This window comes from Patulibacter sp. (assembly GCF_030655195.1).
In the GTDB taxonomy this organism is placed as follows: Bacteria; Actinomycetota; Thermoleophilia; order Solirubrobacterales; family Solirubrobacteraceae; genus Patulibacter.
In genome coordinates this window covers 19435-41371 of record NZ_JAURWA010000081.1, presented here as the reverse complement: position 1 = coordinate 41371, position 21937 = coordinate 19435, and the positions used below count along the sequence as shown (strand labels likewise).

Here is a 21937-nt window from a genome sequence, read left to right as displayed (position 1 = left end):
GGACGCGACCATGGCCCGAGCCACCGAGAGCGGCGAGCAGCTCCTCTGCTCGTTCTGCGGCAAGTCGCAGCGCCAGGTCAAGAAGCTGATCGCCGGTCCGGGCGTCTACATCTGCGACGAGTGCATCGAGCTCTGCAACGAGATCATCGATGAGGAGCTCTCGGCGCAGCCGGGCTTCGACGTCGAGCACCTGCCCAAGCCACAGGAGATCTTCGGCATCCTCGACGAGTACGTCGTCGGACAGGACGCCGCCAAGCGCACCCTCGCGGTCGCGGTCTACAACCACTACAAGCGGGTCCGTCTCGCGCAGCGCGCCGACATCGAGGTCGAGCTGCAGAAGTCGAACATCCTCATGCTCGGGCCCACGGGCTGCGGCAAGACGCTGCTCGCGCAGACCCTCGCCCGCATCCTGAACGTGCCGTTCGCGATCGCCGACGCCACGGCGCTGACCGAGGCCGGCTACGTGGGCGAGGACGTCGAGAACATCCTCCTCAAGCTGATCCAGGCCGCCGACTTCGACGTGAAGAAGGCCGAGACCGGGATCATCTACATCGACGAGATCGACAAGATCGCCCGCAAGGCCGACAACCCGTCGATCACGCGCGACGTCTCGGGCGAGGGCGTGCAGCAGGCGCTCCTGAAGATCCTCGAGGGCACCCAGGCATCGGTGCCCCCGCAGGGCGGGCGCAAGCACCCGCACCAGGAGTTCCTCACCATCGACACGACGAACATCCTGTTCATCTGTGGTGGGGCGTTCGCCGGCTTGGACGACGTCGTCAAGCGCCGCACCGGGCAGCGCTCCGTCGGCTTCGTCGACTCGTCCGCCGAGAAGCACGAGGACCTGCCGGCGGACCGCCTCTTCGAGCACGCGCTGCCCGAGGACCTCGTCGAGTACGGCCTGATCCCCGAGTTCATCGGTCGCCTGCCGGTCGTCACCGCGGTGCGTCAGCTCTCCCGCGGCGACCTCATCACCATCCTGACCGAGCCGAAGAACGCGCTGGTCAAGCAGTTCCAGGCGTCGTTCGACTTCGACGACATCGAGCTCGTCTTCGCCGACGAGTCGCTCGACGCGGTCGCCGACAAGGCGCTCGAGCGCGAGACCGGGGCACGAGGCCTGCGGTCGATCCTCGAGGAGGCGCTGCTCGACGTCCAGTTCGAGCTGCCCAGCCGCCGCGACGTGCGCAAGTGCGTCGTGACGCGCGAGACGATCGCGGACGGCCGCCGGCCGACCCTGGTCACCGAGGCCGTGGCGGGCGACGACCGCGACGACCTCGAGGCGTCCGCCTAGCGCGTGCGGGCGGCGCCAGGCGTCCGTGGACGCTTCGGATCCCGGCACGGGCGACACTCGGCAGTGCGCGTGCACAGCTCTCGCATCGCCCGCACCGGCCTCCTTGGTCCACGGACACCTGACATCCACCCGCAGGGTGTAGGAGGGGCCGGGTGGGTAGCGTCTCCCGCATGTCGCTGATCAGCCGCACCCCCGCCCGCATCCTCGGCCGCCGTGCCGTGCCGTGGCTCCTGGTGCTCGACCTCGCCCGCGAGGGGCACGCGCACTGGCAGGCGCAGCTGACGCCGAAGGAGCGCTCGCGGATGTTCGAGCTGCTGAAGGCCAGCAAGGGCCGACCCTCCGCGCTTGGGCCGAAGGAGCAGGCCGAGCTGAAGGCGCTGGGGACCAAGCTCGACGTCAAGGCGCTGGGCAAGCGCGCCGCGATGACGGGCGTCGGCGTGCGCGCCGCCCGCAAGAAGAACCGCAAGCGGTACTAGGACACGCGCCGCGCCCACGCCGGGACGGGGACGCGGCGCGCCGACCGCGGAGGCTCAGGCCGCCGCGGTCGCGCTCGTCCGGGCGTCCCGGACCCGCTGCTCGTCGGCCGCGGCATAGCCCGGGGCCGCGTAGACCTCCTGCACGAGCTCGATCCGCCGCTCCTGGAAGCCGGCCTGCACGTAGGCGAGGTAGAGGTCCCACAGACGGATGAACCGCTCGTCGTAGCCGAGTGCGCGCACGTCGGCGAGGCGGGCGTTGAACGTCTCGCGCCACCGGGCGCACGTCTCGGCGTAGTGCGGCGTCAGGTCCTCGACGTCGACGGTCCGCAGCCGGGTGTCGCTCGTGACCAGGCGCCCCATGACCTGCTGGGAGGGCAGGCAGCCGCCCGGGAAGATCATCGTGTTGATGAAGCTGCGCTGGCGCTTCTCGATCTCGTAGGCGCCGTCGTCGATCGTGATCGCCTGGACGGCCATCAGCCCGTTGTGCTTCAGCAGCGCGTCGCAGCGCTGGTAGAACGTCGGCAGATCGCGCCAGCCGACGGCCTCGATCATCTCGACCGAGACGAGGCGGTCGTACTGGCCCTGCAGGTCGCGGTAGTCCTCCAGGCGCAGGTCGATCCGGTCGGCCAGGCCGGCCTCGTCGATCCGCGTCCGGGCCAGGGCGTGCTGCTCGCGGCTGATCGTGGTGGTCGTGACGTGCACCCCGTACTCGCGTGCGGCGTGGATGGCCAGCGCACCCCACCCGGTGCCGATCTCGACGAGCGTCATGCCCGGCTCGAGCCCGAGCTTGCGGCACAGGCGGTCGATCTTCTCGACCTGTGCGGTCTCGAGGTCGGTGCCCGGCTGCTCGAACACGGCGCAGGAGTAGCTCATCGTCGGGTCGAGGAAGAGCCCGAAGAGGTCGTTGCTGAGGTCGTAGTGGGCCGAGATCTGCCGACGCGCGCGGGCGACCGTGTTGCGGGCTCCGTTGCGGACGTGCTGGACCGGCAGCAGGAGGTGCTTGAAGCGCCCGCGCAGGCGGTCGAAGGCGGGCATGTTGCGGGCGCCGAGCGACACGAGCGAGACGAGGTCGGGGCTGCTCCAGCGGCCCTCGGCGTACGTCTCGCCGACGCCGAGGGATCCGCGCAGGAACTGGCGCCAGACCCCCTCGTCGTGGAGCTGGATCTCGCCACGCAGCGGGGAGCCCACGACGCCGAAGCGGTGCTCCCGGCCGTCGGGCTCGCGGACGACGAGCTCACCGTGGTCCGTGGCGCGCAGGATCCGCAGCGAGATGGAGCGGGCGGTGTCGTCGGAGAGGATTCGGGGCATGCTCGGTGCTCAGCGGTCGGGGTGCGGGAAGTGGGGGACGCGCTTGACGGCCAGCGCCAGGGCGTGGCCGTAGATGCGGGTGACGTCGGCGATCGTGCCCAGCGGCTGGCGGCGGACGAACGCCCGGAGACCGGCGGCGTCGAGCGCACGCCGGCGCAGGGTGAGGGTGGCGTCGAAGACGCGCTCGCCTCCGCGGTGGCTCTCGAGGTGCACGACGAGACGCTCGTCGGGCACGCTCAGGCGCCAGCGGTAACGGTGGTCCATCGCCATGAACGGCGAGACGTGGAAGACCTTGTCGAGCTCCCAGGTGAGCTGCTCGCCCAGGCGACCGGCCCGCACGGGGCCGACGGCGGCGGGAGCGTGGCGCTCGGCGTCGTCGACGTCCACGACGTAGGCGTGCGTCTCGCCCCACGGCGTGTTCGTGACCTCGGCCAGCACGGCCTGCAGGGTCGTCCCGTCGGCGGCGTAGCAGTAGGCGAACGTCACCGGGTTGAAGTCCCGGCCGAGGATCCGCGGCTTCGTCAGCAGCCGGACGGGGCCCGGAGGACGACGGCCCGTGCGCTCCTCCACGGTGCGCCGGACGGCCTCGGCCAGCGGCACCGCCGGATCACCGTGGTGGTCGACGCGCCGGAAGGAGAGCGGCGCCCGGCGCTCGACGCCCCAGCCGCGGTGCCGGTCCAGCGACCCGGGGAGCTCGTCCAGGTCGAGCAGCAGCATCGCGGTGGGGTACGCGAAGGCGTGCTCCCGAGGTGCGTGCCGGCGGTGGCGGACGTCGCCCAGGTAGACCGCGGAGCCCGCGGTCGGGGCGGGCGGCACCGGGCCGGCCGCTGCACCGCGCTCCGGCGCGGGGGACGGGGCGACCGCCTGGGGCACCGCGCTCACGTCAGCGCCCGCTGCGGCTCGTGCAGCGGCACGGTCGACCCGAGGCTGCGCGCGACGCGCAGGCCGCTCCACACGCCGTCCTCGTGGAAGCCCCAGCGCCAGTAGGCACCGGCGTAGTGCGTGCGGCCGTCGGGGTTCGAGATCTCGGACCAGCGACGCTGGGCGGCGAGCCCGGGGGTCGTGAAGACGGGGTGGTGGTAGACCATCCGCTCGAGGACGCGGTCCTCGGCGATCGCCTCGTCCATGTTCAACGTGACGAGCAGGCGGGTGGGCGTGTCGAAGCCCTGCAGCCGATTCATGTCGTAGGTCAGCGTGGCGCGGTCCTTCGGCTCGCGCAACAGGTGCGCGTTCCAGCTGGACCACGCGGCGCGCCGCCGCGGCATGATCGACGTGTCGGTGTGCAGCGTGGCCGCGTTCTCCTGGTAGGGGATCGCGCCCAGCACCTCGCGCTCGGCGTCCGTGGGGTCCTCGAGCATCGCGAGGGCCTGGTCGCTGTGGCAGGCGAGCACGACGTGGTCGAACTCGGTCGTCGTGCCGTCGGCCGTCCGGACCGTCGCACCGTCGGCGTGGCGGGAGACGCCCGTCACGGGCGCCCGCAGCTCGAGGCGGTCGCCGAAGGGGGCCAGGAGCGCGTCGACGTAGGCCCGGGAGCCGCCGACGACCGTCATCCACTGCGGGCGGTCGCGGAGCGAGAGCATCCCGTGGTTCTCGAAGAACCGGATGAGGAAGATCGCCGGGAACTCCCAGAGCTGCGCGGGGTCCGCGGACCAGACCGCGCTGGCCTGCGGGACGATCAGCCGCTCGGCGAACCAGGCCGAGAAGCGCTCACGGCGCAGCAGCTCGCGCAGGGACGTCGTCTCGTCGCCGGAGGCGAGGAACCGACGGGCGACCCGGTTGAAGCGCACGTACTCCGCGACCATCCGCAGGAACCGCGGATCGAGCGCGTTGCGGCGCTGTGCGAAGAGGCCCCCCAGCGACTCGGCGTGGTACTCGAAGTCGTACTCGCGGGCCGTGACGCCGAAGCTCATGTTCGTCGGCCGGAGGGCCACGCCGAGCTCGTCCATCAGGGCGAGGAAGTTCGGGTACGTGTGGTCGTTGCAGACGATGAAGCCGGAGTCGACCGGGAAGCTGCCGCCGTCGACGTGGACGTCGCGGGTGTGCGTGTGACCGCCCGCCCGGTCGGCGGACTCGAGGATCGTGACGTCGTGCTGCTCGGCGAGGCGGTGCGCACAGGCCAGGCCCGCGCTGCCCGTGCCGACGACGGCGACGCGCATCAGGCGCCGTCCCGCGGGCCGGTCGACGGACGCGGGGCGGGGACCGGGCCGCGACCGGCGCCGGGGGTCATCGCGTCCGAGCGGGGGGCCGTCCGCCGCTCAGGACGCTCGAGGAGGTCGACCATCACCTCAACCTACGACCGGCACGGGGCTGCGGATGCCGCGGCGCACTGTGCGCCTGGACGTCCGGCCGACCCGGGCACGGACGGACGACGGGACCTGGACTGGGAGGAGCGGGCTCATTTCCAGGGGGGATCCTAGACTGGACCGCGATGCCCGAAACGCCCGATCCCCCGCGCTCCGAGCCCTCCTCCGCGGAGGCGGAGGTCTTCGCGCGCTGGGAGGACGCCGGCGTCTTCTCCTCCGACGCGTCGGCCGCCGCGGGCGAGACGTTCTCGATCGCGATCCCGCCGCCCAACGTCACCGGCGCGCTGCACATGGGCCACGCCCTGAACGGGTCGATCCAGGACGCCCTGATCCGCCTGAACCGGATGCGCGGCAAGAACGTCCGCTGGACGGTCGGTACCGACCACGCGGGCATCGCGACGCAGACGAAGGTCGAGCAGGCGCTCGTCGCCGAGGGGACCTCGCGCGAGGAGGTCGGTCGCGAAGCGTTCCTCGAGCGCACGCAGGCCTGGCGGCAACAATACGGCGGCACGATCATCGGCCAGTTCCGGCGGCTGGGCTGCTCCGCGGACTACGCGCACGAGCGCTTCACGATGGACGAGGGCTACCACGAGGCGGTCCTGAAGGTCTTCGTCGCGCTCTACGAGCAGGGCCTGATCTACCGGGACACCTACCTCGTCAACTGGGACCCGGGCTCCCGGTCGGCGATCTCCGACCTCGAGGTCGAGGACCGCGAGGAGACGGACACGCTCTTCGAGATCGCCTACCCGCTCACGACCCCGGTGGGCGACCTCACCGAGGTCGTCGTCGCGACGGTCCGCCCGGAGACGATGCTCGGCGACGTCGCCGTGGCCGTCAACCCGCAGGACGAGCGCTTCGCGCATCTGATCGGCTCGACCGTGACGCTGCCGTTCGTCGGCCGCGAGCTGCCGATCATCGGCGACGACTACGTCAAGACGGACTTCGGCACCGGCTGCCTGAAGATCACCCCGGCGCACGACCCCAACGACTTCGAGATCGGGAACCGCCACGGGCTCGAGCCGCTGAACGTCATCGGCGAGGACGGCCGGATCACCGGCGGGTACGCGCCGCAGTTCGAGGGCCTGAGGACCGCCGAGGCGCGCTCCGCCGTCGTCGACGCGCTCCGGGAGTCCGGCGCGCTGCGCGGCGAGGAGCCCTACGTCCACACCGTCCCGTTCTCGCAGCGCTCCGGCGAGCGCATCGAGCCGCTGATCTCGCTGCAGTGGTTCATGCGGATGGAGGAGCTCGCGAAGCCGGCGGCCGACGTCGTCCGCGACGGCCGCGTGCGGATCCACCCCGAGAGCCAGTCGCGGCGCTACCTGACCTGGCTGGACGAGATCCGCCCGTGGGTCCTCTCCCGCCAGCTCTGGTGGGGCCACCAGATCCCCGTCTGGTACCGCGAGGACCCCTCCGCGCCCGGCGGCACCGAGACGTACTGCGGCACCACGGCCCCGGAGGGCGAGGGCTGGGAGCGCGACCCCGACGTCCTCGACACGTGGTTCAGCTCGGCCCTCTGGCCGTTCGCCACGCTCGGCTGGCCCGAGGAGACGCCCGAGCTGCAGGCGTTCTACCCGACCTCGGTCCTGTCGACCGCGCGCGACATCCTCTTCCTCTGGGTCGCCCGGATGGTCATGACCGGCCTGCGCTTCGCCGGCGACGTCCCGTTCACCGACGTCTACTGCCACTCCGTCATCCAGTCGCCCGACGGCCGGCGGATGAGCAAGTCGCTGGGCACCGGCATCGACCCGCTCGACCTCATCGACGGCGGCCCCCGTCCGGCGGTCTTCGCGAAGAAGGGCAAGAACGGCAAGCTCGAGGATCCCGGGCAGTTCCCCGCCTACGGCGCCGACGCGGTCCGCTTCGGCCTGCTCGCGATGTCGTCGACGCAGGACGTGCGGTTCTCCGAGGAGAAGATCGCCCAGGGCAAGCAGCTGACGACGAAGCTCGGCAACGCCGTGCGCTTCGCCGCCCTGCGCCTGCAGGAGAACCCGGGCGGGGCGGGGGAGGGCGTCACCGGCGCCACGCTCCCGACGCGCCTGGAGGACCGCTGGATCGTCTCGCGCACCGAGCGGATCGCCCGCGAGACCGCCTCGCGGATCGACGAGTTCGACTTCGCCAAGGCCGCTCTGGGCCTCTACGACTTCGTCTACGGCGAGCTCTGCGACTGGTACCTCGAGCTCGTCAAGGGCCGCGACGCCGCGACCGACGCGGACCTCGCGCGGGTCCTGGGCTGGGCGCTGCGCCGCACGCTGCAGATCGCGCACCCGATCATCCCGTTCGTCACGGAGGAGGCCTGGGGCGGCCTGCCGGGCGCCGGGGACGGCTCGTCCTCGGACGCCGACGGGCTGCTCGCCGTGTCGCGCCTGCCGGAGCCCGACGACGCCCTGCTGTCGACGGACGCCGAGGAGCGCCTCGGGCGGGTCATCGACGTCATCGCGACCGTCCGCTCGTGGCGCAACGGCGCCAACGTGCCGCCGGGCCCCGTCCTGCCGGTGCGGCTGGAGGCCGACGGCTACGACGACGAGTCCCTCGCCCTGATCGCGCGGCTGGCGCGCCTGGAGCCGACCGCCGACGCGGGGGACGCCGTCCCCGTCGCGATCCCGGGCGGCCAGGTCGCCATCCTCGCCGGCGAGCACGTGGACCCCGAGGCCGAGCGCGCCCGCGTGGAGAAGCGTCGTGCCGAGGTCGAGAAGCAGATCGCCTCGACCGAGGCCCGCCTGTCGAACGAGAAGTTCGTCTCCCGCGCCCCCGCCGAGATCATCGCCTCCGAGCGGGCGAAGGTCGAGGCGCTGCGCGAGGAGCTGCGCACGCTGTGAGCGGCGACGTCGCCGCGGACCCTGCGGGCCCGCAGGACGAGGAGCGGCTCCGGCGCGCCGAGGCGTGGCTCCTCGGCCGCGAGCTCTTCGGCATCAGGCCCGGCCTCGAGCGGATGGTCGTCCTGCTCCGTGCGCTCGGCGACCCCCAGACGGCGTTCGACGCGATCCACGTCGTCGGCTCGAACGGCAAGACCTCGACGGTCACGATGGCCGCCGCGCTGCTGGAGCGTCGCGGCATCCGCTCCGGCGCCTACGTGTCGCCGCACCTCGTCTCGTTCCGCGAGCGGGTGCTCGTCGCCGGGGCCCCGGCCGGCCCGGCGGTCTTCGCCGCGGCCGTGGAGCGGGTCCGCGGGGCGGCCGAGGCGCTCGAGGGGCTGCCGGTCGGCGCGGAGGGGGCCCTCGACGGGCCCGTCACGCAGTTCGAGGCCGTCACCGCCGCCGCGTTCCTCGTCCTGGCCGACTCCGGCGTGCGGTGCGCCGTCGTCGAGGCGGGGCTCGGCGGCCGGTGGGACGCCACGAACGTGCTCCCGCGCCCCGATCCGCACGTCGGCGGTCCCGTCCCGCCCGGCAGGACCGGCGTCACCGTGCTGACGTCGATCTCGCTCGAGCACACCCGCTGGCTGGGGGACACCGTCGCCGCCATCGCGGGGGAGAAGGTCGCCGTCCTGCGTCCCGGCGGCACGCTGGTCCTCGCCGCCGGCCTCCCGCCGGCCGCCCACGACGTCGCCGAGGCGCGGGCCGTGGAGCAGGGCGGGACCCTGGTGGAGGCGACGGCCGACCCGGGCCCGGACGTGCCGACCCCCGGCGCGGCGCAGTACCAGCGGCGCAACCTCGCCACGGCGATCGCCGCCGTCGGCGCGTACCTGGCCGCCTCCCGGGTCCCCGGAGCGGGCCGTGATCCCGAGGCGGAGCGCGACGTGGCCACGCGCGTCGTCGTGCCCGGCCGGTTCGAGGTCGTCGAGGGACCGGCCCCGGGCGCGACCGACGCCGCGGGCGGCCCGACGGTCATCCACGACGGCGCCCACAACGAGGCGGGCTTCCTGGCGCTCGGCGACGCGCTGGACGCCGCCCGACCCTCCCGTCCGCTCGTCGCGGTCGTCGGGGTGCTCGACGACAAGGACCCCGCCGGGATGCTGGCCGCGCTGGAGGGCCGGTGCGACGTCCTTGTGCTCACCGCGCCGTCGAACCCGCGGCGGCTCGAGGCCGACGGTCTGGCCGCCGTCGCGGCGGTCGTGCTCCCGGACCGGGAGACCCACGTCGTGCCGGGGGCACACGACGCGCTCGCGCGGGCCCGTACACTGGCTGGCCCGCGCGGTACGGTGCTCGTCACCGGCTCGCTGCACCTCGTGGCGGACCTCCGCCGCGGACCGGACGCCGCCCCGGGTGCCCGCTTCTGACCATGCCCCCGTCGCCACCACACCACGACGACTCCATCCCGGTCCTGCGGATGGTCCTGGCGGTCGCCGCCGTCGTCGCGGTCGTCATCCTGGTGTTCTTCGGTGTCGGCTACGGCCTCGGGCAGGCGTTCGTCTGACCGGATGTCGTCGGTTGGAGGGAACATCCCCCTGCGCGGCGAACAACCACTCCTGTGATCCCCATGACTGATCCCCATGCCTGATCTGCTCGCCGTCTTCGGCATCGACAACGCGACGCTCGACATCGTCGTCAAGCTGCTCGTGCTGTTCGTCGTCCTGATCTGGCTGGCGCTCGTGTACTACACGTGGGCCGACGCCCGTCGGCGCATCACCGACCCCGTGCTCATCGGCACGGCGACGGTCGCCGCCCTCGTCCTCCCGTTCGCCGGCACGGTCATCTACATGGTCGTGCGGCCTCCCGAGTACCTCGACGACGTCCGCGAACGCGAGCTCGAGATGCAGGCCGCCGAGGCACGGCTGCTGCAGTCCGGCGTCCTGCTCTGCCCGCACTGCGAGTACCAGGTGCAGAAGGACTTCCTCCGCTGCCCCTCGTGCCTGAAGAAGCTGCGCGACCAGTGCACGGGCTGCGCCCGTCCGCTCGACCCCGAGTGGCGCATCTGCCCGTACTGCGAGACCGAGATCCCGGGCCGCACCCCGCGCCGCCGGCGCCGTGGGCGGGCCGAGAGCCCGGCCACCGAGCAACAGGCCTAGGAAGAGCGGGGCCGGGCCCCGACCCGTGCTTCTCGGGCCGGACCGCGTCGGACGTCGGCGCGGCACGGCCCACCCGGGAGGAGGGGCCGGGCCCCGACCCGTGCTTCTCGGGCCGGACCGCGTCGGACGTCGGCGCGGCACGGCCCACCCGGGAGAGGGGCCGTGCCCCGACCCGTGCTTCTCGGGCCGGGGCCGCGTCGGACGTCGGCGCGGCACGGCCCACCCGGGTGGGGCCCGGGCCCCGAGCCGCCTCGAGTGCCCGCCGCCCGCGAACCCGCGGGCGGCGGTCGTTCCCGGGGACCGCACGGCGGGGGCGTGGCCGCTGCTGCTTGACTGTCCGGCGTCCGCTGACCCCGATGCGCCGCGCCGCGCAGAGAGCGACCCCACATGTCCCGCACCCTCATCCTCGTGAAGCCGGACGGCGTCCAGCGCCAGCTCGTCGGCGACGTCCTCGGCCGCTTCGAGCGCAAGGGCCTGAAGCTCCAGCAGCTCAAGCTCGTCGCGCTGGAGACCTCCGTCGTCGAGGAGCACTACGCGCACCTCAACGACAAGCCGTTCTTCGGCGAGCTCGTCTCCTTCATGGTCCAGAGCCCCGTCGTCGCCGCGATCCTCGAGGGCCCGAAGGCCGTCGAGGTCGCCCGTCAGATCATCGGTGCGACGAACCCGCTCGAGGCCGCCACGGGCTCGATCCGCGGCGACCTGGCCATCGAGGCCGGCGAGAACGTCGTGCACGGCTCGGACTCGGACGAGAACGCCGAGATCGAGATCAAGCGCTTCTTCCCCGAGGTCGGCTGATCCCGGTGCGGCGCGCGACCCGTCCGGCCGCGGTCGGCAGGACGGGCTCCGGGCCGCACCACCCCGCCGGGACCCGCGGCGCATGAGCGCGCTGGTCCTGGCGTCCGGATCGCCCCAGCGTCGGGCGATCCTGCAGACCCTCGCGGTGGAGCACCGCGTCCGCGTCCCGCACGTCGACGAGGGCACGGAGGGCGAGCCCGTCCGCGTCGCCGTCCAGAACGCGGTGCTCAAGGCCCGCGCCGTCGCGGCCGACGAGCCGGCCGGCACCTTCGTGCTGGGCTCCGACACGGTGATCGTCGACGGCTCCGACGGCGGACCGCCCCGGGCGGTCGGCAAGCCCGAGGACGCCGCCGGTGCCGCCGGGATGCTGCGCCGCTGGTCCGGCTCGGGGCACCACGTCGCCTCGGCCGCCGCCGTCGTCCGCTCCGCCGGACCGGGCGCGGAGCCGTCGACGCTGCTCGCCGAGGCGGACACCACCCTCGTCCGGTTCCGCGTGCTCACCGCCGACGACGTCGACTGGTACGTGGGCACGGAGGAGTGGCGGGGCCGCGCCGGCGGCTACGCGATCCAGCTCCGCGGCTCGCTGCTCGTCGAGGGCATCGAGGGCGACTGGTGGACGGTCGTCGGTCTGCCCGTGGCGCTGCTCTCCCGCCGCACGCCGTACCTGCTGCGCTGAGCGGGTGGCGCGCCGCCGATCCGACCGACGGTAGGCCCGTCGGGGACAGGCGATCCGCCGCGACCTGCACGCCCGGATGCATCGGCGGCCGGGCGACGGGGCTCCGATACACTCGGGGACCGATCCGCGGCGGCGGGACGGCACCACGCCCACGACGGCGAGTGCCGCGTCCCGCCTGACCTCCGCGGTCAAGAGACCTGCCTCGATGAGCATCTTCAGCTACCTGACCGGGATCGGCAGCCGCGACATGGCTGTGGACCTCGGGACCGCCAACACCCTGGTCTACGTCCGGGGCCGCGGGATCGTCCTGTCCGAGCCCTCGGTCGTGGCGATCGACTCGCGGTCGGGCGAGGTGCACGCGGTGGGCATCGAGGCCAAGCGGATGCTCGGGCGCACCCCGGGCACGATCCAGGCCATCCGCCCGCTGAAGGACGGCGTCATCGCCGACTTCGACGTGACGGAGGAGATGCTCCGGCACTTCATCCAGAAGGCGCACCAGAACCGCTTCGCGCATCCGCGCGTGGTCGTCTGCGTGCCCTCCGGCGTCACCGGCGTCGAGAAGCGGGCGGTCGAGGAGGCCTCGATCTCCGCCGGCGCCCGTCAGGCGTACCTCATCGAGGAGCCCATGGCCGCCGCGATCGGCGCCGGTCTGCCGGTCGCCGAGCCGACGGGCTCGATGGTCGTCGACATCGGCGGCGGCACCAGCGAGGTCGCCGTGATCTCGCTCGGCGGCATCGTCGTCTCGCAGTCCGTCCGCGTCGGCGGCGACGAGTTCGACGAGGCGATCGTCGCCTACGCCAAGCGCGAGTACAAGCTGCTCATCGGCACCCAGATGGCCGAGGACGTCAAGCTCGAGGTCGGGTCCGCGTACCCGATGGTCGAGGAGGTCCAGACGGAGATCCGCGGCCGCGACATGGTCTCCGGCCTGCCGAAGACCGTCGTCATCACGTCCGAGGAGGTCCGCACGGCGCTCGAGGAGCCCCTGTCGACCATCATCGAGGCCGTGAAGGAGACGCTGGACCGCACGCCGCCCGAGCTCTCCTCGGACATCATGGACCGCGGGATCATGCTCGCCGGCGGGGGATCGCTCCTCCGCGGCCTGGACGAGCGCCTGCGGGAGGAGACGCAGATGCCCGCACACCTGGCAGAGTCCCCGTTGACCTGCGTCGCCGTCGGCTCCGGCCGATCCCTCGAGGAGTTCGAGGTCATCCACCGGATGAACCGCGGCCACTCCCGCCGCGGCGGGCGACGCAACCGCTACTAGTCCCCCGCGCCGACCGGCGTCCCCCCGGCCGCGCACCCCCTGTCGTGATCGATCCCGCCGCCCGCCGCCGACGCCGCCTGATCCTCGCCGCCCTCGTGGTGGTGTCGCTCGTGCTGATCACGGCCGGCTTCGGGGCGTCCGGCGGCTCCTCCGGCGGCCCCGTCGGCGCGCTCGGCGAAGGGGCGTCGAAGATCGCCAAGCCCGTCCGGGACCTCGTCCGCTGGTTCGGCGACACCGCCGACGCGAAGGGCGACGTCGAGGACCTCCGCAAGGAGGCCGCCCGGCTGCGCGCCGAGAACGGCGACCTGAAGGCCCGCGAGAGCCGGATCCCGCAGATCCGCCGCCTGCTCGAGTTCGACCAGGACGCCGCGCTGCGGATCTCGTCGATGGATCCCGTCACGGCGTCCGTGGTCGGACAGAGCCCGACGGCGTGGGCCAGCACCATCCGCATCGACAAGGGCACCTCGGACGGCATCGAGGTCGACCAGCCCGTCGTCGGCCCCCAGGGCGCGGGCGCCGGCCTCGTCGGGTTCGTCACGACCGCCCGGGCCTCGAGCTCGGTCGTGACGATGCTGCCCACGCCCGGCCAGAGCATCGGCGCGAAGCTCGACGGGCGCGGCACCGTCCTCACCGTCCAGGGCGCGGGTGCGGGCACGAGCACCGACCTCGAGCTGCAGTACGCGCCGTCGAGCGTCTCGATCCGCCGCGGCGCCCTGGTCGTGACGTCCGGCACGAACGTCGACCCGAACGCGCCGGAGTCCAAGGCCCCGGCCGGCATCCCGATCGGCAGGATCACGAGCGTCTCGAAGGCGGGGGAGGACGGCCAGGTCGGCCACCTGCGCCCGCTGGTGGACCTCAAGGCCCTGGAGGTCGTCCAGGTCCTGACGAAGCGCGTCGACGGCAACCGTGCCGCCCCGCGCCTCCCCCGGACGACGACCACGACCACCCAGACCACCCCCGCACAGCCCGGCACGGCGACCCCGTCGACCGGGACCGGCGGACGGTGAGCCGCCGACCCGTCGTCACGCGGACCAGGTCCCGTCCGCGGCGCCTTCCGCGCCTGCCCGACCACGCGCTCCTGGGCCCCGCACCGGTCCTGCGCCTGGGGCTCCTCGGGCTGCTCGTGGCCCTGCTGCAGATCGCGGTCTTCTCCCGCGTCGCCTTCTTCGGCGCGCAGCTGGACCTCGCGCTCGTCACCCTCCTGATGGTCGCCCTCCTGACCGGTCCGGTCGGGGGCGCCTCCTTCGGCTTCGGCGTCGGGCTGCTGATCGACCTGATGGCGGGGCAGACGCCCGGGATCTCGTCGCTGGTCTACGTCGTGGCGGGGTACGCCATGGGCCGCCTGGGGGAGCTGCGCGACCCCGAGTCGGCCGTCGTGCCGCTGCTCGTGGGGCTCGTCGGGATCCCCGTCGTGCTCGTGGTCTACGGGCTCGTCGAGCTGCTCCTGACCCAGGGGACCCGCGTCAGCCCGTCCATGGTGTGGGTCATCGCGGGCACCACCGTGATCGGCACGCTGCTGGCGCTGCCCGTGCATAATCGGACGCGGCGTTGGCTCCTGCCGATGCTGCCCGAGGAGGCCCGCCGGCGCCGCAGACGCCGAGCCTACGGCCGGCGCCAGCCCCCCTCCTCCGACGTCGACGTGCGCATCAGATGAGCTCCCGTGACCGCACCACCCCGACCCCGCAGCTCGCGCTCCGCGTCGCGGCGTTCGGGATCATCGCCTTCGGGGTGTTCGCGGTCCTCTTCCTGCGCCTGTGGTTCCTCCAGGTGCTGCAGGGCGACCAGTACGTCGCCCAGGCCAACGAGAACCGCGCCCGCATCGTCCGCGTCGCGGCCCCCCGCGGCACGATCGTCGACCGCAACTCCAAGGACGGCTCCGGCACGCTCGTCGACAACAAGCTCTCGACGATCGTCACGCTGCAGGCCGACGCCGTCCCGCGCCAGGACGTCACGACGATCAACGAGTGGGGCCAGAAGCGCGGCCGGTACGAGGCGCAGGTCGACGACCTCGTCGACGAGCTGATGGCCCCGACGACGTCGGGCCAGCGCCGCCGCTACGCCCGCGAGACGGAGGCCCAGACCGACCGCCGACGCCGGGTCGTGACCCGGGACGCCGAGGCCCGCCTGGAGTCCCGCAAGGTCCCCGACCTCCGCGTCAGCCGGGACGCCTCGCCGCTCCTGCGCTCGCGTCTGCAGGCCGTCTCGTCGCTCCTGGACAGCTCGACGCGGGTCCTCTACGAGCGCGTCGTCTCCAGCGTCGTCCAGCTGCCCTACGCCGGCGTCCCGCTGAAGACGCAGCGCGTCAGCTCCTCCGTCCGCAACTTCATCCTCGAGAACCCGCAGAAGTACCCCGGGATCACCGTCACGAAGGAGTACCTGCGGCAGTACCCCGCCAAGCAGCTCTCCTCGCAGCTGTTCGGGCAGGTCGGCGAGATCGGCGACGACGAGCTGAAGGACCCGCGCTACCGCGGCCTCGTGCAGGGCCAGCGCATCGGCAAGAGCGGCCTGGAGTACGAGTACGACTCGTTCCTGCGCGGCAAGGACGGCGAGCAGCGGATCGAGGTCAACGCGGCGAACCAGCCGACGGGGCGCGTCACCGAGACCGCGCCGACCTCGGGCGACCGCCTGCGGCTGACCCTCGACGCCGAGCTCGACAAGACCGCCCAGTTCGGCCTGCGCCGGCAGATCGGCACCCGCGTCGACGACAAGACGAACAAGCGCGCCGGCGGCGCGGTCGTCGCCATGGACCCCCGCAACGGCGAGATCCTGGCGATGGACTCCTACCCCTCGGTCGACCCCGGCGTCTTCAACCGCATCAGCCCGTCGAAGCTGCGCCGCCTGACGGGCGCGAAGAACGGCAGCCCGCTGTTCAACCGCGCCGTCGCCGCGGCGTACCCCGCGGCGTCGACGTTCAAGCTCGTCACCGCCACGGCGGGCCTGGCGTCGGGGACGATCGGGCTGAACACCGTGCAGGGCTCCGGCTCCTGCGTCACCCTCGGCGCGAACGACCAGAAGTTCTGCAACGCCGGCGACGTCGACCACGGCGCGCAGAACGTGACGGACGCGCTCACGGTCTCGTCGGACACGTTCTTCTACCTCATCGGCTGGAACCTCTTCGTCAAGCCCGACGCCCCGCTGCAGCGCTGGGCGCGTCTGCTCGGCTTCCAGCGCAAGACCGGGATCGACCTGCCCTCGGAGAACGCCGGCGTGGTCCCCGACAGCGCCTGGCGCAAGGGCCGCGACAAGGCCGAGCTCGACTGTCGCAAGGAGGAGAAGAAGGCCAGCTGCGGCCTCGTCGCCCAGATCGGCGACACCTACAAGCGCGGCGACAACGTCAACCTCGCGGTCGGGCAGGGCGACCTGCAGATCACGCCGCTGCAGCTGGCCAACGCCTACGCCGGGTTCTACGACCCGCAGGGCCAGGTCCGCGAGGGCCTGAACTTCCCCACCCCGCACCTGGCGATGCAGGTCGAGACGCCCAACGGCGTGCTGCAGCAGCGGTTCAAGCCCAAGGCTCCGCGCCGCGTCCAGTTCCCCGCCGAGTTCAAGGCCGCGATCAAGAAGGGCCTCGCCGGCGTGACCGTCAGCGGCACCGCCGCGTCGATCTTCACCGGCTGGGACCAGGGCGCCTACCCCGTCTTCGGCAAGACCGGCACCGCCGAGCGCTGCGACTCCTCGACCGGCACGGCGTGCCGCGACCAGGGATGGTTCGTGGCCATGGTCCAGGACCCCGAGCGCCCGATCGTCGTCGTGGCCACCGTCGAGGACGGCGGCTTCGGCTCCGACTCCGCCGCGCCGATCGTCTGCAAGATGCTCCGCAAGTGGTACGACCAGCCGCCGAGCCAGGTCCCCTGCCAGGCCAACACGAACGCCTCGAAGATCGACTGATGGCCACCGACCGCTCCATCGCCCCGCCGCGGATGCGTGCGCCCCGGCGCCGCAGGGCGCTGTCGGACGTCGTCGACCTCCGCCTGCCGTTCGACCCGATCCTCGCCTTCGCCGCGATCGCGCTGACGATCGCCTCGGTCGTCACGCTCGACGGCGCGCAGGGCAGCTCCTACGTGACCCGGCAGGCGCTCTACGGCGTCCTGGGCATCGGCATCGCCGTCGTCGTCTCCCGCTTCGACTACGCCCGCTGGCCGCGCTACCGCTGGGGCCTCTACGGCTTCATGATCGCCTCGATCCTCGCGGTCGCGGCGCTCGGCCAGTCGGTCAACGGCTCCACGCTGTCCCTGAACCTCGGGTTCTTCAGCTTCCAGGCGTCCGAGCTGGGCAAGGTGCTCGCGGCGGTCGTCGGCGCGAGCTTCATCGTCATGCGCGGCCACGCGGTCTCGTCCTGGCGGACCACGCTCGGTCTGCTGGCCATCGTGCTGCTGCCCGCCGCGCTGACCCGCGACTTCGGCACGAGCCTCGTGTACGCGGCGATGGCGCTGTCGCTGCTCTTGATCGGCGGCACGCCCGGTCGGCACCTCGCCGTCATCGGCGTCTCCGCGATGGTCGTGATCGTGTCGGTGCTGGGCGTCCTGCCCGCCGCCGGCGTCGACGTCCTCAAGCCGTACCAGGTGGACCGCTTCACGGCGTTCCTCAGCCCGGGCGGCACGAACGAGGCGGTCGACGGGAACGACCCGACCTACCAGCTGCGACAGTCCAAGGCGGCGATCGGGTCGGGCGGCAAGACCGGCAAGGGCGACGACGCGACCCAGCAGAAGCTCGGCTTCCTGCCCGAGAGCGAGACGGACTTCGTCTTCGCGTCGGCGGGTGAGCGGTTCGGCTTCGTCGGGGTCGCGGCGATCCTCTCGCTGTTCGCCCTGATCATGTGGAGAGGGCTCCGGATCCTCTCGACGGCCAGAGACTTCTACGGCGCGGTGCTCGCGGCGGGTATCTTGGCCATGCTGTTGTTCCAGGTCCTGGTCAACGCAGGGATGAACGTCGGCATCATGCCGATCACCGGCATCCCGCTCCCACTTGTGAGCTACGGAGGGTCCTCCGTGCTGTCCACCTATCTCGCGATCGGCCTCCTGCAGGCCATCTACGCGCAGGGCAGGGCAGCTGCGAGACGCGGCCCGACCGTGGACAGAACAGATTGAGGCAACCATGAGGAAACAGGTCCTCGTGAGCGTGGACCGCGGGGAGACCCGCGTCGCGCTCCTGGAGTCCACCGAATCCGCCGGAAGCGGCCAGGGCGCCAAGGGCGCCGGGTCGCAGAACGGCGAGAGCACCTCCACCGGCGGCGGCCGTCGCCGCCGGGGTCGTGGCGGCGGGGGCGGTGGCCGTGGCGGTCGCGGCGGGTCCGGCGGCGCCGGCGACTACCGCGTCGCCGAGCTGTACTTCGAGCGCCGCTCGAACCGCTCGATCGTCGGCAACGTCTACAAGGGGCGCGTCGACAACGTCCTGCCCGGCCTCGAGGCCGCCTTCGTCGACATCGGCCTGGAGAAGAACGCCTTCCTCCACGTCGACGAGATCCGCCTGCCGGGCGTCAAGGTCGTCCGCCGCGGTCACGGGGGCGGGGGGGACCACGTCAAGATCTCCGACCTCATCAAGCCCGGCGACGAGCTCGTCGTGCAGGTCACGAAGGACCCGCTGAAGACGAAGGGCGCGCGGGTCACGATGGACCTGACCATCGCGGGCCGCTACCTCGTCTACGCGCCGAAGGGCGAGGGCGTCGGGGTCTCGAAGAAGGTCGACGACGCCGAGCGCAACCGCCTGCGCAAGGAGGTCAAGGACCTCGAGCTGAACGGCGGGGGCGCGATCGTGCGCACCGCCGCCCGCGGCGCCGTCCGCGTCGACTTCGAGCGCGAGCTGCCGTACCTCTTCAAGCTCCACGACGTCCTGGAGCAGCGCGCCCAGGACTCCAAGGGCCCGTGCATGGTCTTCCAGGAGGCCGACCTCTCCGTCCGCGTCGTGCGCGACATCTTCTCGTCGGAGTTCGAGAAGGCGATCGTCGACGACCCGCAGCAGGTCCAGCGCCTGAAGTCCTTCTTCACGCGCACGGCCCCGGAGCTCGTCGACAAGGTCGAGCTGTGGGAGGAGTCCAACCCGCTGTTCGAGGCCCACGACGTCGAGGAGGTCATCGACGGCCTGCTCGGTCGCCGCGTCGACCTGCCCTCCGGCGGCTACCTGATGATCGACTACGGCGAGGCGCTGACGGTCATCGACGTCAACTCCGGGTCGTTCACCGGCAAGGGCAAGCAGGCCCGCCTCGAGGACACGATCACCCGCACGAACCTCGAGGCGGCCGAGGCGGTCGTCAACGAGCTGCGCCTGCGGGACATCGGCGGCATCATCGTCATCGACTTCATCGACATGGCGCGCGCCAAGAACCAGCGCGACGTGCTGAAGACGCTGCGCGACAAGCTCGGCGACGACCGCACGAAGACCTTCACCGCCGAGATCTCCAAGCTGGGTCTCGTCGAGATGACCCGCCAGAACGTCACGGAGGGCGTGCGCGAGGTCATCACCCGCGCCTGCCCGACCTGCGACGGCGACGGCGTCATCAAGAGCGAGGAGACCCTCGCGATCGAGTTCGAGCGGCAGCTGCGCGAGCTCGCCTCCCGCGCCCCGGAGTCCTCGCAGGCGTTCCTGGTGCGGATGCACCCGGGCGTCGTCGCGGAGTTCACCGGTCAGAGCGCCAAGGTGCTGCACCAGCTGGAGGCCCAGACGGGCCGCTACTTCGTCTTCGAGGGCACCGAGCGCCTGCCGCTCGACGACTTCGAGGTCGTGATGGAGGGCTCGATCGACGACGTCCGCGAGCGGGCGATCCCGTTCGGGGAGGGCGAGGAGGTCCTCGTCCAGATCGTCGAGCCGCACATGTACAACGTGGACGACGCCGTCGCCAAGGTCGGCGGCTACGTCGTCTCGGTGACCAACGGCGGCCGCTTCGTCGGCGAGAAGAAGCTCGTGCGCATCGAGCGCGCGGGTCGCACGTCGGCCAGCGCCGTCCTCGTCGGCCCCGACGCCGTGCTGCCCGCCGACGCCGGTGCGCCGGCCGCGGGCTCCGCGACGGGCACCACGAACAAGCGCTCGTCGCGTCGTCGCCGCGGCGCCCGGGCGAGGGCCGAGCAGCTCGAGGCCGTCGAGCGCGACGCGGACGAGCGCGCCGACGACGGCGTCGCCCGCGACGAGCGGGCCGAGCCGGACGCCGATCTGGACCTGCCCGACCGTGGGACGGACGCGTCGGACGACGCGGCCGACCTCGAGGACGCCGCCGACGAGGTGGCCGAGGCCGCACGCGCCGTGGTCGAGGCCGTCGAGCACGTCGGGGAGACCGACGAGGAGGAGGCCCCCGCGCCCCGCCGGCGTACCCGGACCCGCGGTCGCGGTCGCGGCGCGGCCGCCGCCCCGGACGACGACGGGGGCGCGGTCGAGGCCCCGCACCCGGCGGACGACGCGGACGCCGGCGAGCGGCCCGACGCCGACGCCGCGACCCCGGTGGACGGCGACCCCGAGCAGGACCCCTCCGACGACGAGGCACCGAAGCCGCGCCGGCGCTCCCGGGGCCGCGGTCGCCGTGGTCGGGGAGGCGCGAAGGCGGCAGCCGACGGCGAGGCCGGAGATGACGTATCGTCTCCTGTCCGGCGCCGCACCGATGGTGCGCGCCGCTCTGCCGCGTCCCCAGAGGACCTCGCCTCCGGTGAGACCGCAGAGCCCATCTCGTCCGAGTGAGTCGTAACCGCATGAGCCTCTACGCAATCGTCAAGACCGGTGGCAAGCAGTACCGCGTCGAGCAGGGCCTCGAGCTCCTCGTCGAGAAGCTCGACGTCGAGGTCGGCGGCACGGTCACGCTCGAGCCCGTCCTGGTCCGCGGCGACAGCATCACGGTCGCCCCCGACGCGCTGAAGTCCGCCTCCGTCGGCGCGACCATCGTCGAGCACGTCAAGGGCCCGAAGATCCGCATCTTCAAGTACAAGCCCAAGCGTGGCTACAAGCGCACGACGGGTCACCGTCAGCCGCTCACCAAGATCCGCATCGATTCGATCAAGGCCTAGCGGCCGGCCTCGAAGGAGCACCAGAACTCATGGCACACAAGAAGGGCCTCGGCTCCTCCCGCAACGGCCGCGACTCGAACTCCCAGCGCCTCGGCGTGAAGGTCTTCGGCGGTCAGTCCGTCACCGGTGGCGAGATCATCGTCCGCCAGCGCGGCACCGTCTTCCGTCCCGGCGTCGGCGTCGGCATCGGCAAGGACGACACGCTCTACGCGAAGGCCGTCGGCACGGTCGAGTTCACGCGCGGCTGGCGTGGCCGCACCGTCTCGGTGGTGCCCGTCGCGGCCCCCGAGGCCGTCGCCGCCGACTGAGCGACCCGGTCGCCGCGACGCGGCGACCGACGCAGGACCCGGCCGCACCGGCCCGGGAGCAGGACCGACGACCCGCCCACGGCGGGTCGTCCGCGTTCCGGGGCGGGGGCCGGCCTGGGTCCGCCGGGGGTCGGGCGGGGCGGACCGGGAGCAGGACGGACGGCCCGCCCCCCACGGTGGGTCGTCGTCGTTCTCAGCCCTGGCGTCGCAGCCACTCGCTGACGGCGACGCTCGCCGCCGCGGTGGCACCGCCCAGGGCCACCGTGCCCAGGACACCGGAGCGGGGGAGCAGGCCGCGGGCCGCGACGGTGGCGACGATGTCCGTGATGTCGCCGGCGGCGCTCGTCCGGGCCCAGCGGGAGCCGCGGTCGCGGTCACCGGCGGTGTGGACCATCGCCATGCCGATCACGGCGTCGCGGGCCCCGAGGCCGCGCAGGGCGACCTGCGCCGGGGCGCCCGCGCCGCCTTCGCCGAGCCACGACTCGCCGATCCTGGCGGGCACGGCGAGCAGGGCGGCGCCGAAGGCGATGCGGCCCACGCCGATGGCGCGTGCGGCGTTCTGGGGGGTGAGGAGGCTCATGACCGGCGGCTA

20 protein-coding genes are annotated in these 21937 nt (G+C 72.8%); 16 read left to right on the top strand and 4 right to left on the bottom strand.

Features of this window, described 5'->3' with window-relative positions; translation table 11 throughout:
- Nucleotides 1-10 precede the first annotated feature (10 nt).
- Complete coding sequence (gene clpX / locus Q7T67_RS08485) at nucleotides 11-1288, top strand: ATP-dependent Clp protease ATP-binding subunit ClpX (protein ID WP_304788030.1); 1278 nt, start codon at nucleotides 11-13, stop codon at nucleotides 1286-1288.
- Nucleotides 1289-1458: 170 nt separating this feature from the next.
- Nucleotides 1459-1764 carry a hypothetical protein gene (locus Q7T67_RS08480; RefSeq protein WP_304788028.1) on the top strand — a complete coding sequence of 102 codons (306 nt, stop codon included), beginning with the start codon at nucleotides 1459-1461 and terminating at the stop codon, nucleotides 1762-1764.
- Between the two features lie 54 nt (nucleotides 1765-1818).
- Here Q7T67_RS08480 and Q7T67_RS08475 read toward each other — a convergent pair whose 3' ends face one another.
- From Q7T67_RS08475 to Q7T67_RS08465, 3 genes are read right to left on the bottom strand one after another with little or no spacing between them, the layout of a single operon-like run.
- Nucleotides 1819-3072, bottom strand: a complete 1254-nt coding sequence (locus tag Q7T67_RS08475) for a cyclopropane-fatty-acyl-phospholipid synthase family protein (RefSeq protein WP_304788026.1) — start codon at nucleotides 3070-3072, stop codon at nucleotides 1819-1821.
- 9 nt (nucleotides 3073-3081) lie between these two features.
- A complete protein-coding gene (locus Q7T67_RS08470; RefSeq protein ID WP_304788024.1) occupies nucleotides 3082-3954 on the bottom strand; it encodes a DUF1365 domain-containing protein in 873 nt (290 codons plus the stop codon).
- Nucleotides 3951-5228 carry an NAD(P)/FAD-dependent oxidoreductase gene (locus Q7T67_RS08465; RefSeq protein ID WP_304788022.1) on the bottom strand — a complete coding sequence of 426 codons (1278 nt, stop codon included), beginning with the start codon at nucleotides 5226-5228 and terminating at the stop codon, nucleotides 3951-3953. The genes Q7T67_RS08470 and Q7T67_RS08465 overlap by 4 nt, the downstream gene beginning before the upstream one ends.
- Before the next feature lie 272 nt (nucleotides 5229-5500).
- Here Q7T67_RS08465 and Q7T67_RS08460 point away from each other — a divergent pair, with 272 nt between their 5' ends.
- From Q7T67_RS08460 to rpmA, 14 genes are all read left to right on the top strand, one after another.
- On the top strand, nucleotides 5501-8191 hold the full coding sequence (locus Q7T67_RS08460) for a valine--tRNA ligase (protein ID WP_304788020.1): 2691 nt from the start codon (nucleotides 5501-5503) through the stop codon (nucleotides 8189-8191).
- Entirely contained in the window at nucleotides 8188-9588 is a 1401-nt protein-coding gene (locus tag Q7T67_RS08455) for a folylpolyglutamate synthase/dihydrofolate synthase family protein (RefSeq protein ID WP_304788018.1), read from the top strand. Before Q7T67_RS08460 ends, Q7T67_RS08455 begins: the two co-directional genes overlap by 4 nt.
- A gap of 2 nt (nucleotides 9589-9590) precedes the next feature.
- Complete coding sequence (locus tag Q7T67_RS08450) at nucleotides 9591-9725, top strand: hypothetical protein (protein WP_304788016.1); 135 nt, start codon at nucleotides 9591-9593, stop codon at nucleotides 9723-9725.
- Nucleotides 9726-9801: 76 nt separating this feature from the next.
- The gene (locus tag Q7T67_RS08445; protein WP_304788014.1) at nucleotides 9802-10317 is read left to right on the top strand and encodes a zinc ribbon domain-containing protein; all 516 of its coding nucleotides are present in this window, start codon (nucleotides 9802-9804) and stop codon (nucleotides 10315-10317) included.
- Nucleotides 10318-10704: 387 nt separating this feature from the next.
- A complete protein-coding gene (gene ndk / locus Q7T67_RS08440) occupies nucleotides 10705-11112 on the top strand; it encodes a nucleoside-diphosphate kinase (protein WP_304788012.1) in 408 nt (135 codons plus the stop codon).
- Between the two features lie 82 nt (nucleotides 11113-11194).
- Entirely contained in the window at nucleotides 11195-11788 is a 594-nt protein-coding gene (locus tag Q7T67_RS08435; RefSeq protein WP_304788010.1) for a nucleoside triphosphate pyrophosphatase, read from the top strand.
- A 223-nt stretch (nucleotides 11789-12011) separates the two neighbouring features.
- Nucleotides 12012-13052, top strand: coding sequence for a rod shape-determining protein (locus Q7T67_RS08430; RefSeq protein ID WP_051472446.1), 1041 nt, complete (start codon nucleotides 12012-12014; stop codon nucleotides 13050-13052).
- A 44-nt stretch (nucleotides 13053-13096) separates the two neighbouring features.
- Nucleotides 13097-14059, top strand: a complete 963-nt coding sequence (mreC, locus tag Q7T67_RS08425) for a rod shape-determining protein MreC (RefSeq protein ID WP_304788005.1) — start codon at nucleotides 13097-13099, stop codon at nucleotides 14057-14059.
- Nucleotides 14056-14706: a rod shape-determining protein MreD gene (mreD, locus tag Q7T67_RS08420; protein ID WP_304788003.1), complete on the top strand. Its 651-nt coding sequence runs from the start codon at nucleotides 14056-14058 to the stop codon at nucleotides 14704-14706. Before mreC ends, mreD begins: the two co-directional genes overlap by 4 nt.
- Complete coding sequence (locus Q7T67_RS08415) at nucleotides 14703-16940, top strand: penicillin-binding transpeptidase domain-containing protein (protein ID WP_304788001.1); 2238 nt, start codon at nucleotides 14703-14705, stop codon at nucleotides 16938-16940. The genes mreD and Q7T67_RS08415 overlap by 4 nt, the downstream gene beginning before the upstream one ends.
- The gene (locus Q7T67_RS08410) at nucleotides 16940-18139 is read left to right on the top strand and encodes an FtsW/RodA/SpoVE family cell cycle protein (RefSeq protein ID WP_304787999.1); all 1200 of its coding nucleotides are present in this window, start codon (nucleotides 16940-16942) and stop codon (nucleotides 18137-18139) included. Before Q7T67_RS08415 ends, Q7T67_RS08410 begins: the two co-directional genes overlap by 1 nt.
- 7 nt (nucleotides 18140-18146) lie before the next feature.
- Nucleotides 18147-20714: an Rne/Rng family ribonuclease gene (locus Q7T67_RS08405; protein ID WP_304787997.1), complete on the top strand. Its 2568-nt coding sequence runs from the start codon at nucleotides 18147-18149 to the stop codon at nucleotides 20712-20714.
- A gap of 11 nt (nucleotides 20715-20725) precedes the next feature.
- A complete protein-coding gene (gene rplU / locus Q7T67_RS08400) occupies nucleotides 20726-21037 on the top strand; it encodes a 50S ribosomal protein L21 (RefSeq protein WP_304787995.1) in 312 nt (103 codons plus the stop codon).
- Nucleotides 21038-21066: 29 nt separating this feature from the next.
- The gene (gene rpmA / locus Q7T67_RS08395; protein WP_304787993.1) at nucleotides 21067-21345 is read left to right on the top strand and encodes a 50S ribosomal protein L27; all 279 of its coding nucleotides are present in this window, start codon (nucleotides 21067-21069) and stop codon (nucleotides 21343-21345) included.
- Nucleotides 21346-21538: 193 nt separating this feature from the next.
- On the opposite strand, the gene Q7T67_RS08390 is transcribed toward rpmA, so the two are convergent.
- Nucleotides 21539-21925, bottom strand: a complete 387-nt coding sequence (locus Q7T67_RS08390; protein WP_304787990.1) for a hypothetical protein — start codon at nucleotides 21923-21925, stop codon at nucleotides 21539-21541.
- Nucleotides 21926-21937 lie beyond the last annotated feature (12 nt).